Raw genomic sequence first — 15,788 nt, forward strand, 5'->3', positions numbered from 1 at the left:
GTAGAGATGAAATAATGGCAACAGATAAAATTTTAAAAGAACATTTCGTATTGGCTACTTTGCCGTTGCGTGATGTTGTGGTTTATCCGCATATGGTACTGCCTTTGTTTGTCGGCAGACCGAAATCTATTGCCGCACTGGATATGGCAATGGAGAGAGACGAGCGTGTGTTTTTGCTTGCCCAGCATGATCCGAACGATGAAGATCCGGCACCGGAAGATTTACACACTATGGGCACGGTGGCACAGGTTTTACAAGTATTGAAACTGCCGGACGGTACGGTGAAAGTGTTGGTTGAAGGTATCAGCCGTGCGCAGGCGTTAAAAGTTGAAGATACCGGCGAGTTTTTCCTTGCCCATGTTGAAATGGCCGAAGATATTGATTCGGACAGCAACGACATGGAAGCATTGCGCCGCACCCTGCTTTCGCAATTTGATCAGTTTGCCAAACTGAATAAGAAAATTCCTGCCGAGGTGGTCAGCACCATCCATGCGATTAATGATAATAGCCGCTTGGTGGATACCGTGGCTGCCCATTTGCAATTGAAATTGGAGCAACGTCAGGAAATTCTGGATACCGTCAGCATTGCCGAGCGTATGGAATACCTGTTGGGCCAGCTGGAAGCCGAGCTGGATATTATGCAGGTGGAAAAACGTATCCGCGGCCGTGTGAAACGTCAGATGGAAAAATCGCAACGCGAATACTATCTAAACGAGCAGGTTAAGGCCATTCAAAAAGAATTGGGCGAAGAAGACGAGCGCGGCGAGTTAGAAGCTTTGGAAAAGCAAATTCTCGATGCCGGCATGAGCAAAGAGGCGGAAGAGAAATGCCTTTCAGAATTGAAAAAACTGAAAATGATGCCGCCGATGTCGGCAGAATCCACCGTGGTTCGCAATTATATCGATACGCTGCTTGAATTGCCGTGGAAGAAAAAATCGCGTGTCAGCAAAGATTTGGCCAAAGCGGATTTGGTGCTGAATGCCGATCACTATGGTTTGGAAAAAGTTAAAGAACGTATTTTGGAATATTTGGCCGTACAAAAACGTATGGATAAAATCAAAGGCCCGATTTTGTGCTTGGTCGGCCCGCCGGGGGTGGGTAAAACCTCTTTAGGCGAATCGATTGCCAAAGCAACAGGCCGTAAATATGTACGCATGGCTTTGGGCGGTGTACGCGACGAAAGCGAAATACGGGGCCACAGACGGACTTATATCGGCTCTATGCCGGGTAAAATCCTACAAAACATGGCCAAAGCCGGTGTGAAAAATCCGCTGTTCCTATTGGATGAGATTGATAAATTAGGCAGCGATTTCCGTGGTGACCCTTCCAGTGCTTTATTAGAAGTGCTTGATCCGGAACAAAACAATACGTTTTCCGACCACTATGCGGAAGTGGATTATGATTTGAGCGATGTGATGTTTATTGCAACCTCGAACAGCCTCAATATTCCGCCGGCACTGCTCGACCGTATGGAAATTATCCGCTTATCCGGCTATACGGAAGATGAAAAAATCAATATTGCCATGCAGTATCTCGTTCCGAAAGAAATGAAACGCAACGGTGTGAAAGAGGGCGAGTTGGAAATTGATAAAACCGCCGTGCGCGATATTATCCGCTATTACACCCGTGAAGCAGGTGTCCGTGCTTTGGATAGGGAAATCGCTAAAATCTGCCGTAAAGTAGTGATGAACATTACTTTGGAAGCCGATAAGAAAACGAAAACTGCTTCGGCTAAAAGCCGTCTGAAACCGAAAACGGTGAAAGTGGATGAGAAAAACCTTCATGATTATTTGGGTGTCCGCCGTTTTGACTATGGTGTAGCGGAAGATGAAAACCGTATCGGCCAGGTAACCGGTTTGGCATGGACTGAAGTCGGTGGTGAATTGCTCACTATCGAAGCAGTGGCCTTGCCAGGTAAAGGTAATATTATCCGTACCGGACAATTGGGCGATGTGATGAAAGAGTCGGTATCTGCTGCGTGGAGTGTGGTTCGTTCCCGTGCGGAAACTGTCGGTTTGTCACCGGATTTCTACGAGAAAAAAGACATTCACGTACATGTTCCGGAAGGTGCGACGCCGAAAGATGGTCCGAGTGCCGGTATCGCCATGACGTTGGCTATGGTATCCGCTTTCACGCAAATTCCCGTCCGTGCCGATGTGGCGATGACCGGTGAAATCACATTGCGCGGCGAAGTATTACCAATCGGCGGATTGAAAGAGAAACTGTTGGCAGCACTGCGCGGAGGCATTAAGCATGTTTTAATTCCTCAAGACAATGTGAAAGATTTGGAAGAAATTCCGGATAACGTGAAAGAAGGCCTGACGATTCATCCTGTTAAATGGATTGAAGAAGTCTTGGCATTCGGCCTGGAAAGACAGCCGGAGCCTTGGAAAGACGAGGCAGTGGCAGCCGAACCAGCTTTGGCAAAACCGGGGCGTAAGTCAAGCGTGAAAGCAACCAAGCATTAAATTTGTTTTAATGTGTTGTAAAAGATGCGGCTGTTGTAAAAAAAGCTCCTAAAAGCTTTAAATACCGCATCTTTTTTCTTGACACGCTGATTTTAGGCTTGTTATAAAGTCAACAGATGTAAAAAATTTAGTATTCCAAAGCCCGATATTCGGGGTTTTCATTATTTCAAACGATAGAAAGGGACTTTATTGTGAACAAGTCTGAATTGATTGAAGCTATTGCCCAAGAGGCCGAAATTTCTAAAGCTGCTGCTGCCAAAGCTTTGGACGGTATGACCAATGCTGTAACCAAAGCCTTGAAAAAAGGCGACACCGTAACTTTGGTAGGTTTTGGTACTTTCTACGTTGGTGAACGTGCCGAGCGCAAAGGCCGTAATCCTAAAACCGGCGAGCCGTTGACTATCGCCGCTGCGAAAACACCAAAATTCCGTGCCGGTAAAGCACTGAAAGACGCTCTGTAAATTCAACTTTCTGATTGATTTTGAAAAAGCAGCTTTGTTAGAGAAGCTGCTTTTTCTTTAAGCCTTTTTATGTTGGATGTCGATATATTGATGAGATATATAAAATATATTGGGTTGAGATTAATTAATAATTCATCCCTATAATAAGTTTCTTATGGTTTGATATATAAGTCGATAAACTAAATATAAAAAAATTCCTCCTAAGATTCATAATGTTGTGTATACCATAAAAGGTAGGATCTCAAAACCACATAGTAACTCTTGAGTCTTAGGGTTAATAGAAGCTATTTCGGCGTTAGATATCATTAACTCCAACAGATAATTTATCCCTCCCAGTAAGCCGCCTGAAATAGAGAAAAAATCAAATCCTTTTTCATTTTGTTAATACTTTATATTAAGAAATTTTTGGTATTGTTTATTTGGTTAAACATGGACTGTAAATCTTTTTTCATAAAGATAACTTGATTATGAGGTTTATAGCTCTTTCTGTTTTTGATGAGTAATTTTGTCATCATAGCATTTTTTATATTATTTATATTAAGAGCCGTCTGAAAACTTTTTTCTAATATATTCAGACGGCCTTCAGATAGAGCATGGTGTGCATTTAATCGTTATTTTGATGTAAAAGACAGCCATCATGTTCTTTCATTTTCTTTGTGTTGTAGAACTCTGCACAGCAGACTTAAACACTGATACAATTCATTCTTTATTTTCATTTATTCATTACAGCTTATTATGTTTGTTACAATAGAAAAATACAAAACCCCAGCCCAAATTTTATTGGGGCTGATTGCCATTACCTTTGTGGGTTTCGGCGTGAGCACTGTAGCAGCGCCCGGCTCGGACTATATTGTCGAAGTCGGCAATCAAAAAATCAGTAATTATGATGTTGATGCGGCATTGCAAGGCGCACAGGCGGCGGAAGGTCAGGATGCACGCAATTCCGCTTTTCAAGCTTTGCTCCAACGTGCTTTGTTGGTAGAAGGTGCGAAAAAAATGGGTTTTGCCGTTTCTCAAGAACAGTTGAAGCAAGTGATTGTTGATGATCCGACGTTCCACGGGCAGGACGGTAAATTCAGTCAGGCTTTATTCAATCAATATCTGAGTCAAAGCAATCTTACCGAAGACCAATTGATTGACAATATCAGCAGCGAGTTTGCCGTTCAAAACTTGGTAAATTTGATGGGTAGCGGTGCTTTAATCAGCGATGTACAGGCAAAACAATTGCTGGAAGCCACTCAGGCCGAGCGTACTATCCGTACGGTTTCGTTTCCACCCCAACAATTTTTTTCACAAGTGAAAACAGATGATGCGGCATTGAAGAAATATTATGATGCCAATAAGCAAAATTATGTGATTCCGCAAGCGGCAAAAATAGAATTCGTTGCTTTGAGTTTGCAGGATATGGCGGAAAAACAAACGGTCAGCGAAGAGGAATTGCAAAAAGCCTATGAGCAAGCCATTGCAGCGATAAAACCGGCGCGTGAAATTGCCCATATTTTGTTTAGCGTACAACAAGGTGCACCTGAAGATGTACGGGCGTCTGTAAAAGCCGAAGCGGAAAAAGTATTGGCACAATTGAAAGCCGATCCGAATAAATTTGCCGATTTGGCCAAACAGTATTCCGATGACGAAGGCTCTGCCAGTAATGGCGGTAATTTAGGTTATCTGCCTCAAGACGGCGGTTTGTTGAAAGCGTTTGAAGATCGTGCTTTCGAACTGCCTAAGGGTCAAATCAGCGAATTGGTTCAAACCGAGGCGGGCTATCATATTATTAAAATATTGAATATCCGCGAGAAGCCGACTTTTGAAGAAATGCGGGCGCAATTAGAAAACGAATTAAAACAAAAAAAAGCGACGGCAGCTTTTAAAGCGGCTAAAGAGCAATTGGCAGATGAGGCATTTAATCATCCGGATAGTCTGAATGATGTAGCGAAGACCATGGGTTTGAAAATCGAAGCACCGGAAGATTGGCTGACCAAAGAAAACGGTAAAGCAGCCGGTATGCCGGATAATTTGATTGATGTGATATTCAGTGATGATGTGTTAAAACAAAAGCATAACTCCGAACCTGTAGATGTCGGTGAGAATGTGGTTTGGGTTGTCCGTGTGAAAGATGTACGCGAGCAATCCACTCAGACTTTCGAGCAGGCCAAGGATTTTGTGAAAACCGACTATGTGAATAGCGAAGCAACCAAACTTGCCGAGAAAAAAGCGCAAGAGGCTTTGGCTAATGCACAAAAAGGCAAGCCGGAAGGTTTGAATTGGTCTGCCGTTACTCAAATGACGGCGGAAACGGCCCGCCAGTCGATGCCGCCTGAAGATTACACCCGTTTGGCTAAAGCTCGTCCGGCAAAAGACAAGCCTGCTTATGTATTGTTGTCTAACCTACCGGCTCCGGTTTTGGTAGAAGTTCAGTCGGTTAAAGTACCCGAAGATATTTCGCAACAATTACCTGCTATCAAACAGGCAATGGGTGAAGCGCAGGGAAACAGTAGTTATAACGCGTTATTATCTTATTTGGGCACCATCATTAAGCAGAAGCAGGGTGCACAACAACTTAATCCTACCGATATTTAAACGTTGATTAAGGCTGGTAATGATAAAAAAAGCCGTCTGAAATCTTTCAGACGGCTTTTTTATATTTGATTTATTGCGTTTTTTAATAGGCTTGGGGTTGATTGATGGCATCGAAATTTCTTTGCGCCTCTTCAACAGCTGCTTCCAATGCCTGTATCCGTTGTTGGTAGCGGACATAATTGCGTTCGTTGCCATAGCGGACTTTTTTCCCTTCTTCCAAAGCTTTTTTAGCTTCGTTTAATTGGCGTTGGGCTTCCCTGCGTTTGGCCGCATCGATAGGGGTATTTTGTGCGGAAGGTTCGGCTTGGGGTTCTGCCGTTGGCGTAGTTGGTTCGGCATGGTATTCCGCCGGTGTGGAAGAATAAATGCCGACCCGGCCGATATCGGCGGGTTTACAGCGATTATCGCCCTGTTGCGTATAAATACGCCGTCCGCTGCTGTCGGTGCACTCGTAAACCGCGGCGGCTTGGGCGGGTAGGGATAAAGATAAGCTTAAAACACTTGTGGTAATCAAAAATCGAATAGGGTTCATGGTTTTCCGTAATGAGATGGTTATACCGAATGGAGGCAGGGGCGGTTTATCATTTGCTTTATGGGCAATGCTGTTTAAATATCGCCTGCTTTTATTTAATATAAGGGCTCTGCCGCTTGTTTACTAGGTGCCAATCAGATTGTTGATTGCCATTTGGTAGAAACGGTTAGGATAAGTTTCGCCATCCGAACCACCATACGGCCAACAAAATCAATGCCGTTAGTATATTCGCTGCCACGATTTTGCGCCAGTTGCGCTGCTGGTTTTTTAATACTTTCTGTTGCGCACCGCGTATATAGAAAAACGGGCTGAGTAAAACGGATACTGCTGCAACGAGTACAACCACCGTATAGTAAATTTTTTCACGTTCCATCATATCCCCTAATTACGGCTGCCAATGGTTTACCCCTGTTGTTCCAGCATTTTTCTAAAACGCAATAAAGCCAAGCCGAGGCATAAGGTACCGATTAGAGCCATTGATAAAAGTTGCGGCCAAACAATATTAAAATCCGCATCACGGAATAATACGCTTTGGGCAAATTGGATAAATTGTGTACTCGGCCAATATTCGCTGATCCATTGGGCGGCTGCGGGCATATTGTTACGCGGAGAGGCTACGCCGGAAAATAACAGCATCACCATATAAAGCGGAATCATCAATAGCCCGAACTGCGCCATACTGGGGGCAATGGTGGCCAACATAATGGCTAGAGAGGAAAGTGCAAAAAGATAGATACACACCCCGAAAGCATACAGTGCCGGCGAGCCGTTAATCGGCACACCTATGGCTTTGTGCACGACAAACCACATGGAAAGCATGGCGGCAATCAGCACGACCACGCTGTTGGCGGTAACTTTGGCCAGCATAATTTCTGCGGCGCTAACAGGCATGACCAATAAATGCTCAATTGTGCCGTGTTCTCGTTCGCGTATCACCGCGGCACCCACCAGAATCAACGACAACACCAATACCATATTGCCCAACTCCATCGGCGGGCCGTAAAAAAGCCCTTCACCATTGGGGTTGAAATAAGTGCGGATAACGGGTTCGACCGGCAGTAGTTTTTCAGCGGCAGGTTGTTGTAGAAACAGGGCGGTTTCTTGTTGGGAAATCTGCGTTAGATAGGCCGCACCCAAACCTGCTTGCGACATGGCGGTTGCATCAACCGACAATTGTATAGCGGGCGAGCGGCCCATCAATACATCTTTTTCAAAGTCGGCAGGGATATCCAAAGCAAAAATATATTCGCCTTTATCCATGCCGCGGTTGATTTCTTCGAGGCCGACTTCGCGGGGCGGTTGGAAAAACGGCAGCCTTATGGCATCGCGTAAGCGGTAGGATAGCGCGGAACGATCACTGTCTACCACGGCAACAGGGGCATTGTGGACATCGCTATCGATTTGGGCGCTAGAAAAAATCGTTACCGTAAACATAAATACAATCAGCACCATCAGCACCGGGTCGCTGAACAGACTGCGGAGTTCTTTCAAGGCCAAATAAAAAATATTTTGAAGCGGTCTCATCAATAATTGCCTTTTATTTTCAGACGGCCTATTTTTCCTGCTTTTTCAATCTGAAGCAGGCCAAAGTGAAATAGACGGTATAAAACACGATTAATATGCCCATATCGGGTAATAATGCCGGCCAGCCTAAACCTTTGGTAAATGTGCCGATACTCACCGACAAATACCAAGAAGCCGGCATCAGTTTGCCCATCAGGTAAGCACCGCCTTCCATAGCCGAGAGCGGATTCAGAAAGCCCGAATTGTTGAAGGTCGGAATCATAATCACAATGGCGGTCATACTGATGGCGGCCACTTGCGAGCGGGCAAAAGTAGAAGCCAGTAAGCCCAATGCGGTGGAAACAAACAGTAAAATCAAAGTGCCGACTGTTAACGCAGTAAACGAGCCTTTCACCGGCACTTTGAACCAAAATATCATCATGCCCAGCAAAACCACATAATTGGCCATGCCGACTGCGATATAGGGCAGTTGTTTGCCGAATAGGAATTGCGGCACGGTAGCGGGCGAGGTGTAGAAATTGGAAATCGAGCCGATTTCACGTTCGCGCACCACGCCCACAACCGACATCATGGCCGGAATCAACATTAATACCAACATCAATACCCCCGGTGCGATGGCAAAAATACTTTCAAAATCCTGATTGTACATAAAGCGCGTTTCGATATTCGCTGCGGGCGGCGGCAGTGTGAGGCCGTAACGGCGTGCCATATCCTGCCCGTAGTCCCCTAAAATACTGCCGATATAGCCTTGAATATTACGGGCATTAAACGGCATGGCGCCATCAATATAAAATGCCGCTTCGGGACGGTTGCCTGCTATCAGCTCACGACCGAAATCTTCGGGTATATCGATTACCAGCCGCACATACGAAGATTTTAAAATGGCTTCTGCATCGGTATCGGCCGGCAGCGGTTTTTCCGTGAAATAAGGCGAACCTGAAAAATATTCGGTTAAGCGGCGGCTTTCTACGGTTTGGTCGTGGTCGATAACGGTATAAGTCAAATCTTGGACATTAAAAGAAATACTCCACGACAATGCGGTCATCAGAATCACCGGCCCCATAATGGCGAAAAACAGGCGGATTTTGTCGCGCAGTAATTCTTTGCTTTCGCGTAGGGCAAAAGTCCATACGGTGGCGAACCAATAGCGTAGGGTGTCGGTACGGTCGGATTGGGCTGAATCACGTTCTGACTCAGGCGGGGTTTCAGACGGCCTGTCGGTTATTTGATTGATTTCTTGTTGGGGCTGTTCGGGTGGCTTTATTGCCGCATATGGGTTTTCAGACGGCCTCTCTGTCTGTTTGCTTTCATCATCCAATAAATACTGAATAAAAGCTTCTTCCAAATCCGCTGTTTGTTGTTGCCGAATCAGCTCTTGCGGTTGGCCGACCGCCAGCACGCGCCCTTTATGCATTAGGGAAATGCGGTCGCAGCGTTCGGCTTCGTTCATAAAATGGGTGGAAACGAAAATGGTGATTTTGTCCTGCCGCGATAATTTGAGTAGATGTTGCCAAAACATATCGCGGGCGGCCGGGTCGACACCGGAAGTCGGTTCGTCGAGAATCAATACTTCGGGCTTGTGCAGGCAGGCCGCAGCCAATTGCAGCCGCTGGCGTATGCCGAGAGAAAGCGAGCCGGGTTTTTGGTCGGCGACGGCGGTCAACTCAAATTGTGTCAGTGCATTTTCAACGGCATTGAGGCCGTCTGAACCTTTGAGGTGATACAGTTGTGCATGAAGCTTTAAATTCTGGCGGACACTCAGCTCTTCATACAGTGAAAACGCCTGCGACATATAGCCCACACGCATACGGGTAAGGATATTGCCCGCTTCGACAGGGCGTCCGAGTAATTCGGCCGAGCCTTCGCTGGCTTGCAACAGGCCGGTCAGCATTTTCATGGTGGTGGATTTGCCGCAGCCGTTGGAACCGAGAAAACCGAATATTTCCCCTTTTTCAATCCGAAAACTCACATGGTCGACGGCGGTAAAATTGCCGAAACGTTTGGTTAGCCCGTGCGCTTCGATGGCGGGCGGGGAGTCGGGGTCGGGGGTGAAAGGCGTACTATCGGGCAGCCCCGAACTTTGCTGCTTTTCAGGCGGCAACATACGGATATAGGCCGTTTCGAGTTTGTCGGTATCGTATGCCGCCATCACTTCGCGGGTGGGTCGGTTGGCGAGCAGTTTACCGTCGTCCATGGCAATCAGGTGTTCGAACTGTTCGGCTTCTTCAATATAGGCGGTGGCGACAATAATCGTCATGCCTTCATGTTCGGCACGCAAATCGCGTACCAAAGCCCAAAATTGGCGGCGGGATAGGGGGTCGACACCGGTGGTCGGTTCATCGAGAATCAGCAGGTCGGGTTCGTGTACTAAGGCGCAGCAAAGGCTGAGTTTCTGCTTCATACCGCCGGAAAGTTTGCCGGCAGGGCGGTCGGGGAAGGGGTTTAATCCGGTGGCTTCGAGCAGGCGGGTGATGCGTGCTTTGCGCCGTTCGGCATTCAAACCAAACAAACGGGCATGAAAATCAATATTTTCATAAACGCTTAAAGTGGGGTAAAGATTGCGGCCAAGCCCCTGCGGCATAAAGGCGATGCGGTGCGATAAATCCTGACGCGATGATTTTTGTGCCATATCGCGTCCGAATACGTTCACCGAGCCGGTTTGAATGATTTTGATGCCGGCAATGAGTGAGAGTAGTGTCGATTTGCCGACACCGTCGGGGCCGATTAAACCAACGGTCACACCCTGCGGAATGCTAAGCGATATATTATCCAGCGCCGATATCTGCTTGCCGTAACGGTGCGAAACGGATTGTAGGGAAACGGCATGGCTGTTCATGGTTTTCGCTATCCTGATGGGGTTGTTATTCAGACGGCCTTTCAATGGGTTTTGTTCTGGTTGTGTCGGTAGATTTTTCTAAAAAGGGGTTGTAGCAGATTTCCCATAAAAAACCGTCGGGGTCGGCAATATAGCCGCAATACCCGCCCCAAAAAACATCTTGCGGCGGTTGGGTGATGGTAACGCCGTGTTCGGCGAATTGTTTAAATAAAGTATCCACTTCTTCGCGGCTACGGACATTATGCGCCAGTGCGACACGCGAAAAGCCGCCGCTGCTTTGATTTTCCACTCCGGCGTCTTGCGCTAGGGCATCTTTCGGATACAGGGCAAACATCAGCGCACCGCCTGCTTGGAAAAAAGCAACGTTGTTATGGCGGCTTTCTTGCGGCTGCCAGCCGAAGATATCCTGATAAAAACGGCGGGAAACGGCGATATCTGCAACGCCTAAGGTAATAAAATGAATATGTTGTTCCATAATGCCTGCCGATGATGTTTTCAGACGGCCTTATCCGATATATATCCCCATACCGTATAGGCCGTCTGAAAGATAAGGCGGTTTATTCAGACGGCCTTAAATATCAACCGGTTTCCAGTTTTTATCGCCTTTGAGAGGCGGCAGATAGGCCAAGCCGGCCAAGCATTGCTGCCATAAAGCATCGGGGATACGGTAATGGTCGGCTTTATCGGGATCAAGTTCGCGGATAATTTCCGCTTCACGGCCATTCTCGATTAATTCGGCCAGATTCGGGTTTAGCAATATGCTTTTACCCACGGCGATAAATTCCGCCCAACCGGTTTGATAGGCTTCCAAAATCTGATCGGCGGTAAACAAAGCGCCGATACCGATTAAGGGCAGCTTGCCGCCTATGCGCTCGTGTATCTGTTGTATTCTGGTTTGGGTTGTGTCGGCACCGCGGCGGGCTTTTTTATAGAATTCGTGTAAGGAAACGTGCAGATATTGCAGCGGTTTCTCAGTCAAGGCATCAATCAACGCGAATGTGTCTTGCATGGTTAGGCCGTCTTCACCCGGCTCTTCGGGGGAAAAGCGGTAACCGATAATGAAATCGGGGCGTTGGTGTTTTTGGCGTACGGCATCTATCGCATCAATCACGGCAAGGGAAAAACGCATACGGTTGGCCATGCTGCCGCCCCATTCGTCGGTGCGGCGGTTGGTTTGAGCAGAAACAAATTGTTGAATCAGATAACCGTTGGCACCATGAATTTCCACACCATCAAAACCGGCTTGTAGGGCTAAATCTGCGGAACGGGCAAAAGCGTTAATCACTTGATGGATCTCGTCGCTAGTTAGTGCACGCCAATCACCTTCGGGACTCTCTGATGGAGCGACTTTATCTAAGCCGTTTATCAATGCGGTTTGTGCTGTATGTCCGCCGTGGTGAATCTGTAAAATGGCTTTCGCACCCTGCCGGCGGGAAATCTCAACCACTTCTTTTAAGCTCGGTAAGTCTTTTTCACCCACGGCTTCGGGTTGTCCGTCAAATGCTTTGCCTTCGGGTGATACCAGTGTGGCGGCAGAAATAAACATACCGAAACCTTTGAAACGGTCGTTTAAAAATAAGCGCTCACCGTCGCCGATGCTACCGTCGGGATTCGATGCCCGATGGGTTAACGGGGCGACGACAAGGCGGTTTTTAATGGTGATGCCGTTATTGAGTTTATAAGGTTCGAAAAGCGGGGTGTATTTAGGGTTCATTATGATTCCTTAGATTTAAAACATTTATAACGAAAACAACATCGGTTTCCTAATGTACTTTTAGTTATGTATATGGTGGAAACTGATTGTTTGGGCGTAATCATGGGTTCAGATGTTGCGAACGAATGATCTATAAAATCTTATTGCGGTAATTTTATATTTAATTCAGACGGCCATGCCAGATTGTTATCTGTCCGAACATAACCATTGCCTGTCATGCCGCCTTTAAGCAGGCCGCGGTATTGGAGGGCGGTTTCGGGCGGAATTTTAAGTTTCACCTTAAAAATCAACTTTTCCCGTTCGTTTTGGGTTTCTACCGATTTGGGGGTAAATTGTGCTTCCGTGGCGATAAAGCTGATTTTGGCCGGAAAAACGGCGGATAGGCCGTCTAATATAATACGGGCGTCGTCACCCACTTTCAGACGGCTGATTTGTGTATTGGGCAGGAATATATTCATATACACATCGGCAGGATCCAACAGGCTGACTACTTTGCTTCCGGCGGCAATCACGCTGCCTGTTTCGGCAATTTTGTATTCGACACGGCCTGCTTTCGGCGTGCGGATGGTCATGTCGTCATTAGCCGAAGAAGCCTGATCAATTTGCGCTTGAGCGGCTGCAACGGCTGCAACAGCCTCCGCTCTGGCTGCCTGCGCAGCGCGGACGGAAGCGGTTGCGCCGTTGCGTGCCGCTAGCCGTTTATTGACCTCGGCTGTTGAAACTAAATTATCGCGTTTTAGCATTTGCGCATTATCCAATTCCATTTGGGCGACTTTTTGCTGTTGTTGGTATGCCTTGATTTCCGCATCTGCCCGCGCTACGGCTTCGTTGGCCCGCTGTTTCTGCGCATTGGCGGCCGCCAACTGGCTGCTGCTGGTGGTCGAAGATAATTCGGCCAGTATGTCACCTTCTTCCACGTCACTGCCTTCTTCTACCAAAACCGCTTGCACCCGTCCGGGATACAGGCTGGCAATATCAAAACGGTTAAGTTCCAAACGGCCGTTGGATTGGGCAAAACCTTCCGGCAAGGTATTTGAATCCTGCTGCATATAAAGATAGCCGCCGACAGCCGCAACCACTAGCAATATGAATAGAAGAAAGGTTTTTTTCATGTTGGCTCCCATGGGCAGATTATCAAGCGGGTAAAGTCGAAAAAGTCCATGTGATACGTTGTTCGATGGCTTCGTCGGTTAATAAATCCGGTGTGGAAGTACGCACTTTTTCAGGCAATATGCCCATATTGTCGAACCGTACGGCTAAAAACATCGGCGTAATCACCGACGATAAAATATACGACATACGGCCGACCAAGTCGGAAAATGTCATATTGGGAAAACATTGGCCCAATAAATCATAAAGCCTGTCGGCGTATTGTGTCGCGTGGCGGCGTAAAAATATATCGGCTGCTGCTATACCGTCGCTACTATCGGCAAACAAACGGTTCACCCAATCCAAGTTATCGCGCAATGCATGGGCCAGCAAACGTATGGCATGGCGCAATTGCTCTGAAGGTGGGGCGTGGCCGTCTGAAATGAAATCTATCGTGCCGAACGTTGTTTCATAATGTTGTTGCCAAAGTTCGGCGATAAAAGCATCTTTGCCGGCAAAAAGATGGTGAAACATACCCGAACTCAGGCCACTTTCGGCAGCCAGCAAGCGAACCGAAAGTTTACGGTATCCGTATTTCGGATAAAGCCGTAAGCCAGCTTCGATAAATTGAATGCGTGCCGAGGTTTTCATCAATCTTTTTTTGTATTGGACAATTGTCCAAATTTAAGTTATACCCATCGGAAAAACAAGATGAAGTGTGTAAATATTACGGCTTTTTTGTTAATAACCGGTAGGGAAGCATTTTGATAAAATTTAGTTGAAAATAAATTTATTTTTAACGGTAAATTAAATCGGAATAGATTCATGTGGTTTTTTGTGTAGAATAGTTACGATATGGGATATGTCGGATAACAGGCCGTCTGAAAAGTATGAAATGGTTTTTATCCGTGTTTATTTAGTTTTAAACATTAAAGGGAAACAAATTAATGAATATCCGTGTCGGACAAGGGTATGATGTCCATCAATTGGTAGAGGGCCGTCCGTTAATTTTGGGCGGTGTAGCCATTCCTTTTGAAAAAGGATTATTAGGCCATTCGGATGCCGATGCCTTGCTACATGCTCTAACAGATGCATTGCTGGGGGCGGCCGGATTGGGTGATATAGGTTCGCATTTTCCAGATACGGCGGCAGAGTTTAAAAATGCAGACAGCCGCGTATTGCTACGCAAAGCCTATCAAAGCGTACAGGCAGAAGGCTGGCAGGTAGTGAATGTGGATACGACGATTATCGCTCAGAAACCTAAATTGGCACCCCATATTCCGGCTATGCGCCATCATATTGCCGAAGATTTGAATCTACCTGAAAATGCCGTCAATATTAAAGGTAAAACCAACGAAAAATTGGGTTATTTGGGTCGACAGGAAGGTATCGAAGCGCAAGCGGTCGTTTTATTACAGAAGGCCGTCTGAATACTGCGCATATTAGGGAAAACTGTTACTATAAATCCACCTGAGGTAGTTTATTTTTTTCTATGGAGAAAGAGCATGGCATCACAAGATGAATTGAAACGTGTTGCAGCAGAGAAAGCAGTAGAGTTCGTACCTGAAAACGAATATATCGGTATCGGTACAGGATCAACTGTTAATTTTTTTATTGAAGCATTGGCTAATAGTGGTAAAAAAATAAAAGGAGTGGTTTCTACATCTCACGAAACATCCAAACTACTGGAAAAATATGAAATTCCCGAAGTGCAGATGAATGAAGTTTCCTATCTCGCGGTGTATGTGGATGGTGCGGATGAAATCAATCATTCCCTTCAAATGATTAAAGGCGGCGGCGGTGCGCATTTAAATGAAAAAATCGTAGCCAATATTGCCGATAAATTTATCTGTATTGCCGACGAGAGTAAATATGTTTCCCGTTTGGGCAAATTTCCTTTGCCGGTAGAAGTGATCCCAATGGCACGCTCTATGGTATCGCGCAAACTGATGGCTTTGGGCGGACAGCCTGAGTTAAGAATGGATTTTGTTACGTTCAACGGCCATCAAATTGTAGACATACACGGATTGAATATTACCCAGCCGATTAGTTTGGAAGATGAAATCAATAAAATACCCGGTGTCGTAGAAAACGGTTTATTCGGACATAATGCCGCAGATGTATTGGTGTTGGGTACGAAAGACGGTGTAAAAGTGATTACACCGAATTAATCGGAGTAGTTAAAAATAAAAAAAAGGAAGCGGCTTCATTGATTGATTGTTCAGTGAAGCCGTTTTTGTATTCGTTTTTCAAAAAATTCTCAAGATAAACAAAGTAGTGATGATATGTTGGATATTTTTGAGTTATCGGGTATTGACTGGATGTTTTTGAGTCGGTATAGTTCGGTTTCTTCGCTGCCGGGACGGTAGCGGGAACGCTCTTTAACAACACAGAATACCGATAAGTGTGAGTGCCTGGCGGCCTCACACTGCGACAAAAACAGACAGGATAAAATCTTGTCGGTTTCTTTGAAGCAGACCAGAAGTTAAAAGTTAGAGATTGAACATAAGAGTTTGATCCTGGCTCAGATTGAACGCTGGCGGCATGCTTTACACATGCAAGTCGAACGGCAGCACGGAAGAGC

At 46.2% G+C, this 15,788-nt stretch carries 13 protein-coding genes and 1 rRNA gene; 6 read left to right on the forward strand and 8 right to left on the reverse strand.

All coding sequences use genetic code 11. The features are described from left to right. Nucleotides 1–11: 11 nt before the first annotated feature. The 3 genes from lon (at nt 12) to NXS09_RS04210 (ending at nt 5,509) form a co-directional block, all read left to right on the forward strand. Nucleotides 12–2,468, forward strand: a complete 2,457-nt coding sequence (gene lon / locus NXS09_RS04200; RefSeq protein WP_434803006.1) for an endopeptidase La — start codon at nt 12–14, stop codon at nt 2,466–2,468. Between the two features lie 191 nt (nt 2,469–2,659). Then, nucleotides 2,660–2,929, forward strand: coding sequence for an HU family DNA-binding protein (locus NXS09_RS04205; protein ID WP_259291292.1), 270 nt, complete (start codon nt 2,660–2,662; stop codon nt 2,927–2,929). A gap of 735 nt (nt 2,930–3,664) precedes the next feature. Next, nucleotides 3,665–5,509, forward strand: coding sequence for a SurA N-terminal domain-containing protein (locus NXS09_RS04210; protein WP_259291293.1), 1,845 nt, complete (start codon nt 3,665–3,667; stop codon nt 5,507–5,509). Between the two features lie 82 nt (nt 5,510–5,591). On the opposite strand, the gene NXS09_RS04215 is transcribed toward NXS09_RS04210, so the two are convergent. From NXS09_RS04215 to NXS09_RS04250, 8 genes are all read right to left on the reverse strand, one after another. Further along, a complete protein-coding gene (locus tag NXS09_RS04215) occupies nt 5,592–6,041 on the reverse strand; it encodes a DUF4124 domain-containing protein (RefSeq protein WP_259291294.1) in 450 nt (149 codons plus the stop codon). A gap of 166 nt (nt 6,042–6,207) precedes the next feature. Continuing rightward, complete coding sequence (locus NXS09_RS04220; RefSeq protein ID WP_259291295.1) at nt 6,208–6,414, reverse strand: hypothetical protein; 207 nt, start codon at nt 6,412–6,414, stop codon at nt 6,208–6,210. Between the two features lie 29 nt (nt 6,415–6,443). After that, nucleotides 6,444–7,565, reverse strand: a complete 1,122-nt coding sequence (locus NXS09_RS04225; protein ID WP_259291296.1) for an ABC transporter permease — start codon at nt 7,563–7,565, stop codon at nt 6,444–6,446. Between the two features lie 28 nt (nt 7,566–7,593). After that, complete coding sequence (rbbA, locus tag NXS09_RS04230) at nt 7,594–10,401, reverse strand: ribosome-associated ATPase/putative transporter RbbA (RefSeq protein ID WP_259291297.1); 2,808 nt, start codon at nt 10,399–10,401, stop codon at nt 7,594–7,596. Between the two features lie 25 nt (nt 10,402–10,426). Beyond that, nucleotides 10,427–10,876: a VOC family protein gene (locus NXS09_RS04235; protein WP_259291298.1), complete on the reverse strand. Its 450-nt coding sequence runs from the start codon at nt 10,874–10,876 to the stop codon at nt 10,427–10,429. Between the two features lie 96 nt (nt 10,877–10,972). Then, nucleotides 10,973–12,115 (reverse strand): NADH-dependent flavin oxidoreductase, encoded by a 1,143-nt coding sequence (locus NXS09_RS04240; RefSeq protein ID WP_259291299.1) that lies wholly within the window; start codon nt 12,113–12,115, stop codon nt 10,973–10,975. 140 nt (nt 12,116–12,255) lie between these two features. After that, a complete protein-coding gene (locus NXS09_RS04245; RefSeq protein ID WP_259291300.1) occupies nt 12,256–13,227 on the reverse strand; it encodes an HlyD family secretion protein in 972 nt (323 codons plus the stop codon). Nucleotides 13,228–13,249: 22 nt separating this feature from the next. Then, nucleotides 13,250–13,855 (reverse strand): TetR/AcrR family transcriptional regulator, encoded by a 606-nt coding sequence (locus tag NXS09_RS04250; protein WP_259291301.1) that lies wholly within the window; start codon nt 13,853–13,855, stop codon nt 13,250–13,252. Between the two features lie 296 nt (nt 13,856–14,151). Between NXS09_RS04250 and ispF the strand changes: the two genes are divergently transcribed. From ispF to NXS09_RS04265, 3 genes are all read left to right on the forward strand, one after another. Next, the gene (ispF, locus tag NXS09_RS04255; RefSeq protein WP_259291302.1) at nt 14,152–14,634 is read left to right on the forward strand and encodes a 2-C-methyl-D-erythritol 2,4-cyclodiphosphate synthase; all 483 of its coding nucleotides are present in this window, start codon (nt 14,152–14,154) and stop codon (nt 14,632–14,634) included. Nucleotides 14,635–14,709: 75 nt separating this feature from the next. Beyond that, nucleotides 14,710–15,375, forward strand: a complete 666-nt coding sequence (rpiA, locus tag NXS09_RS04260) for a ribose-5-phosphate isomerase RpiA (RefSeq protein WP_259291303.1) — start codon at nt 14,710–14,712, stop codon at nt 15,373–15,375. 330 nt (nt 15,376–15,705) lie between these two features. Then, nucleotides 15,706–15,788: ribosomal RNA gene (locus NXS09_RS04265) — 16S ribosomal RNA — on the forward strand; the annotation flags it as partial.

Origin of the sequence: Neisseria montereyensis (assembly GCF_024834045.1) — a bacterium.
GTDB classification, from domain to species: domain Bacteria; phylum Pseudomonadota; class Gammaproteobacteria; order Burkholderiales; family Neisseriaceae; genus Neisseria; species Neisseria montereyensis.

Excerpts from the sequence above, each read along its gene's own strand:
- NXS09_RS04240 (WP_259291299.1), bottom strand. The coding sequence starts at position 12,115 with ATGAACCCTAAATACACCCCGCTTTTCGAACCTTATAAACTCAATAAC.
- NXS09_RS04235 (WP_259291298.1), bottom strand. The coding sequence starts at position 10,876 with ATGGAACAACATATTCATTTTATTACCTTAGGCGTTGCAGATATCGCC.
- NXS09_RS04210 (WP_259291293.1), top strand. The coding sequence starts at position 3,665 with ATGTTTGTTACAATAGAAAAATACAAAACCCCAGCCCAAATTTTATTG.
- NXS09_RS04245 (WP_259291300.1), bottom strand. The coding sequence starts at position 13,227 with ATGAAAAAAACCTTTCTTCTATTCATATTGCTAGTGGTTGCGGCTGTC.
- rpiA (WP_259291303.1), top strand. The coding sequence starts at position 14,710 with ATGGCATCACAAGATGAATTGAAACGTGTTGCAGCAGAGAAAGCAGTA.
- rbbA (WP_259291297.1), bottom strand. The coding sequence starts at position 10,401 with ATGAACAGCCATGCCGTTTCCCTACAATCCGTTTCGCACCGTTACGGC.
- NXS09_RS04220 (WP_259291295.1), bottom strand. The coding sequence starts at position 6,414 with ATGGAACGTGAAAAAATTTACTATACGGTGGTTGTACTCGTTGCAGCA.
- NXS09_RS04215 (WP_259291294.1), bottom strand. The coding sequence starts at position 6,041 with ATGAACCCTATTCGATTTTTGATTACCACAAGTGTTTTAAGCTTATCT.
- NXS09_RS04250 (WP_259291301.1), bottom strand. The coding sequence starts at position 13,855 with ATGAAAACCTCGGCACGCATTCAATTTATCGAAGCTGGCTTACGGCTT.
- NXS09_RS04225 (WP_259291296.1), bottom strand. The coding sequence starts at position 7,565 with ATGAGACCGCTTCAAAATATTTTTTATTTGGCCTTGAAAGAACTCCGC.
- ispF (WP_259291302.1), top strand. The coding sequence starts at position 14,152 with ATGAATATCCGTGTCGGACAAGGGTATGATGTCCATCAATTGGTAGAG.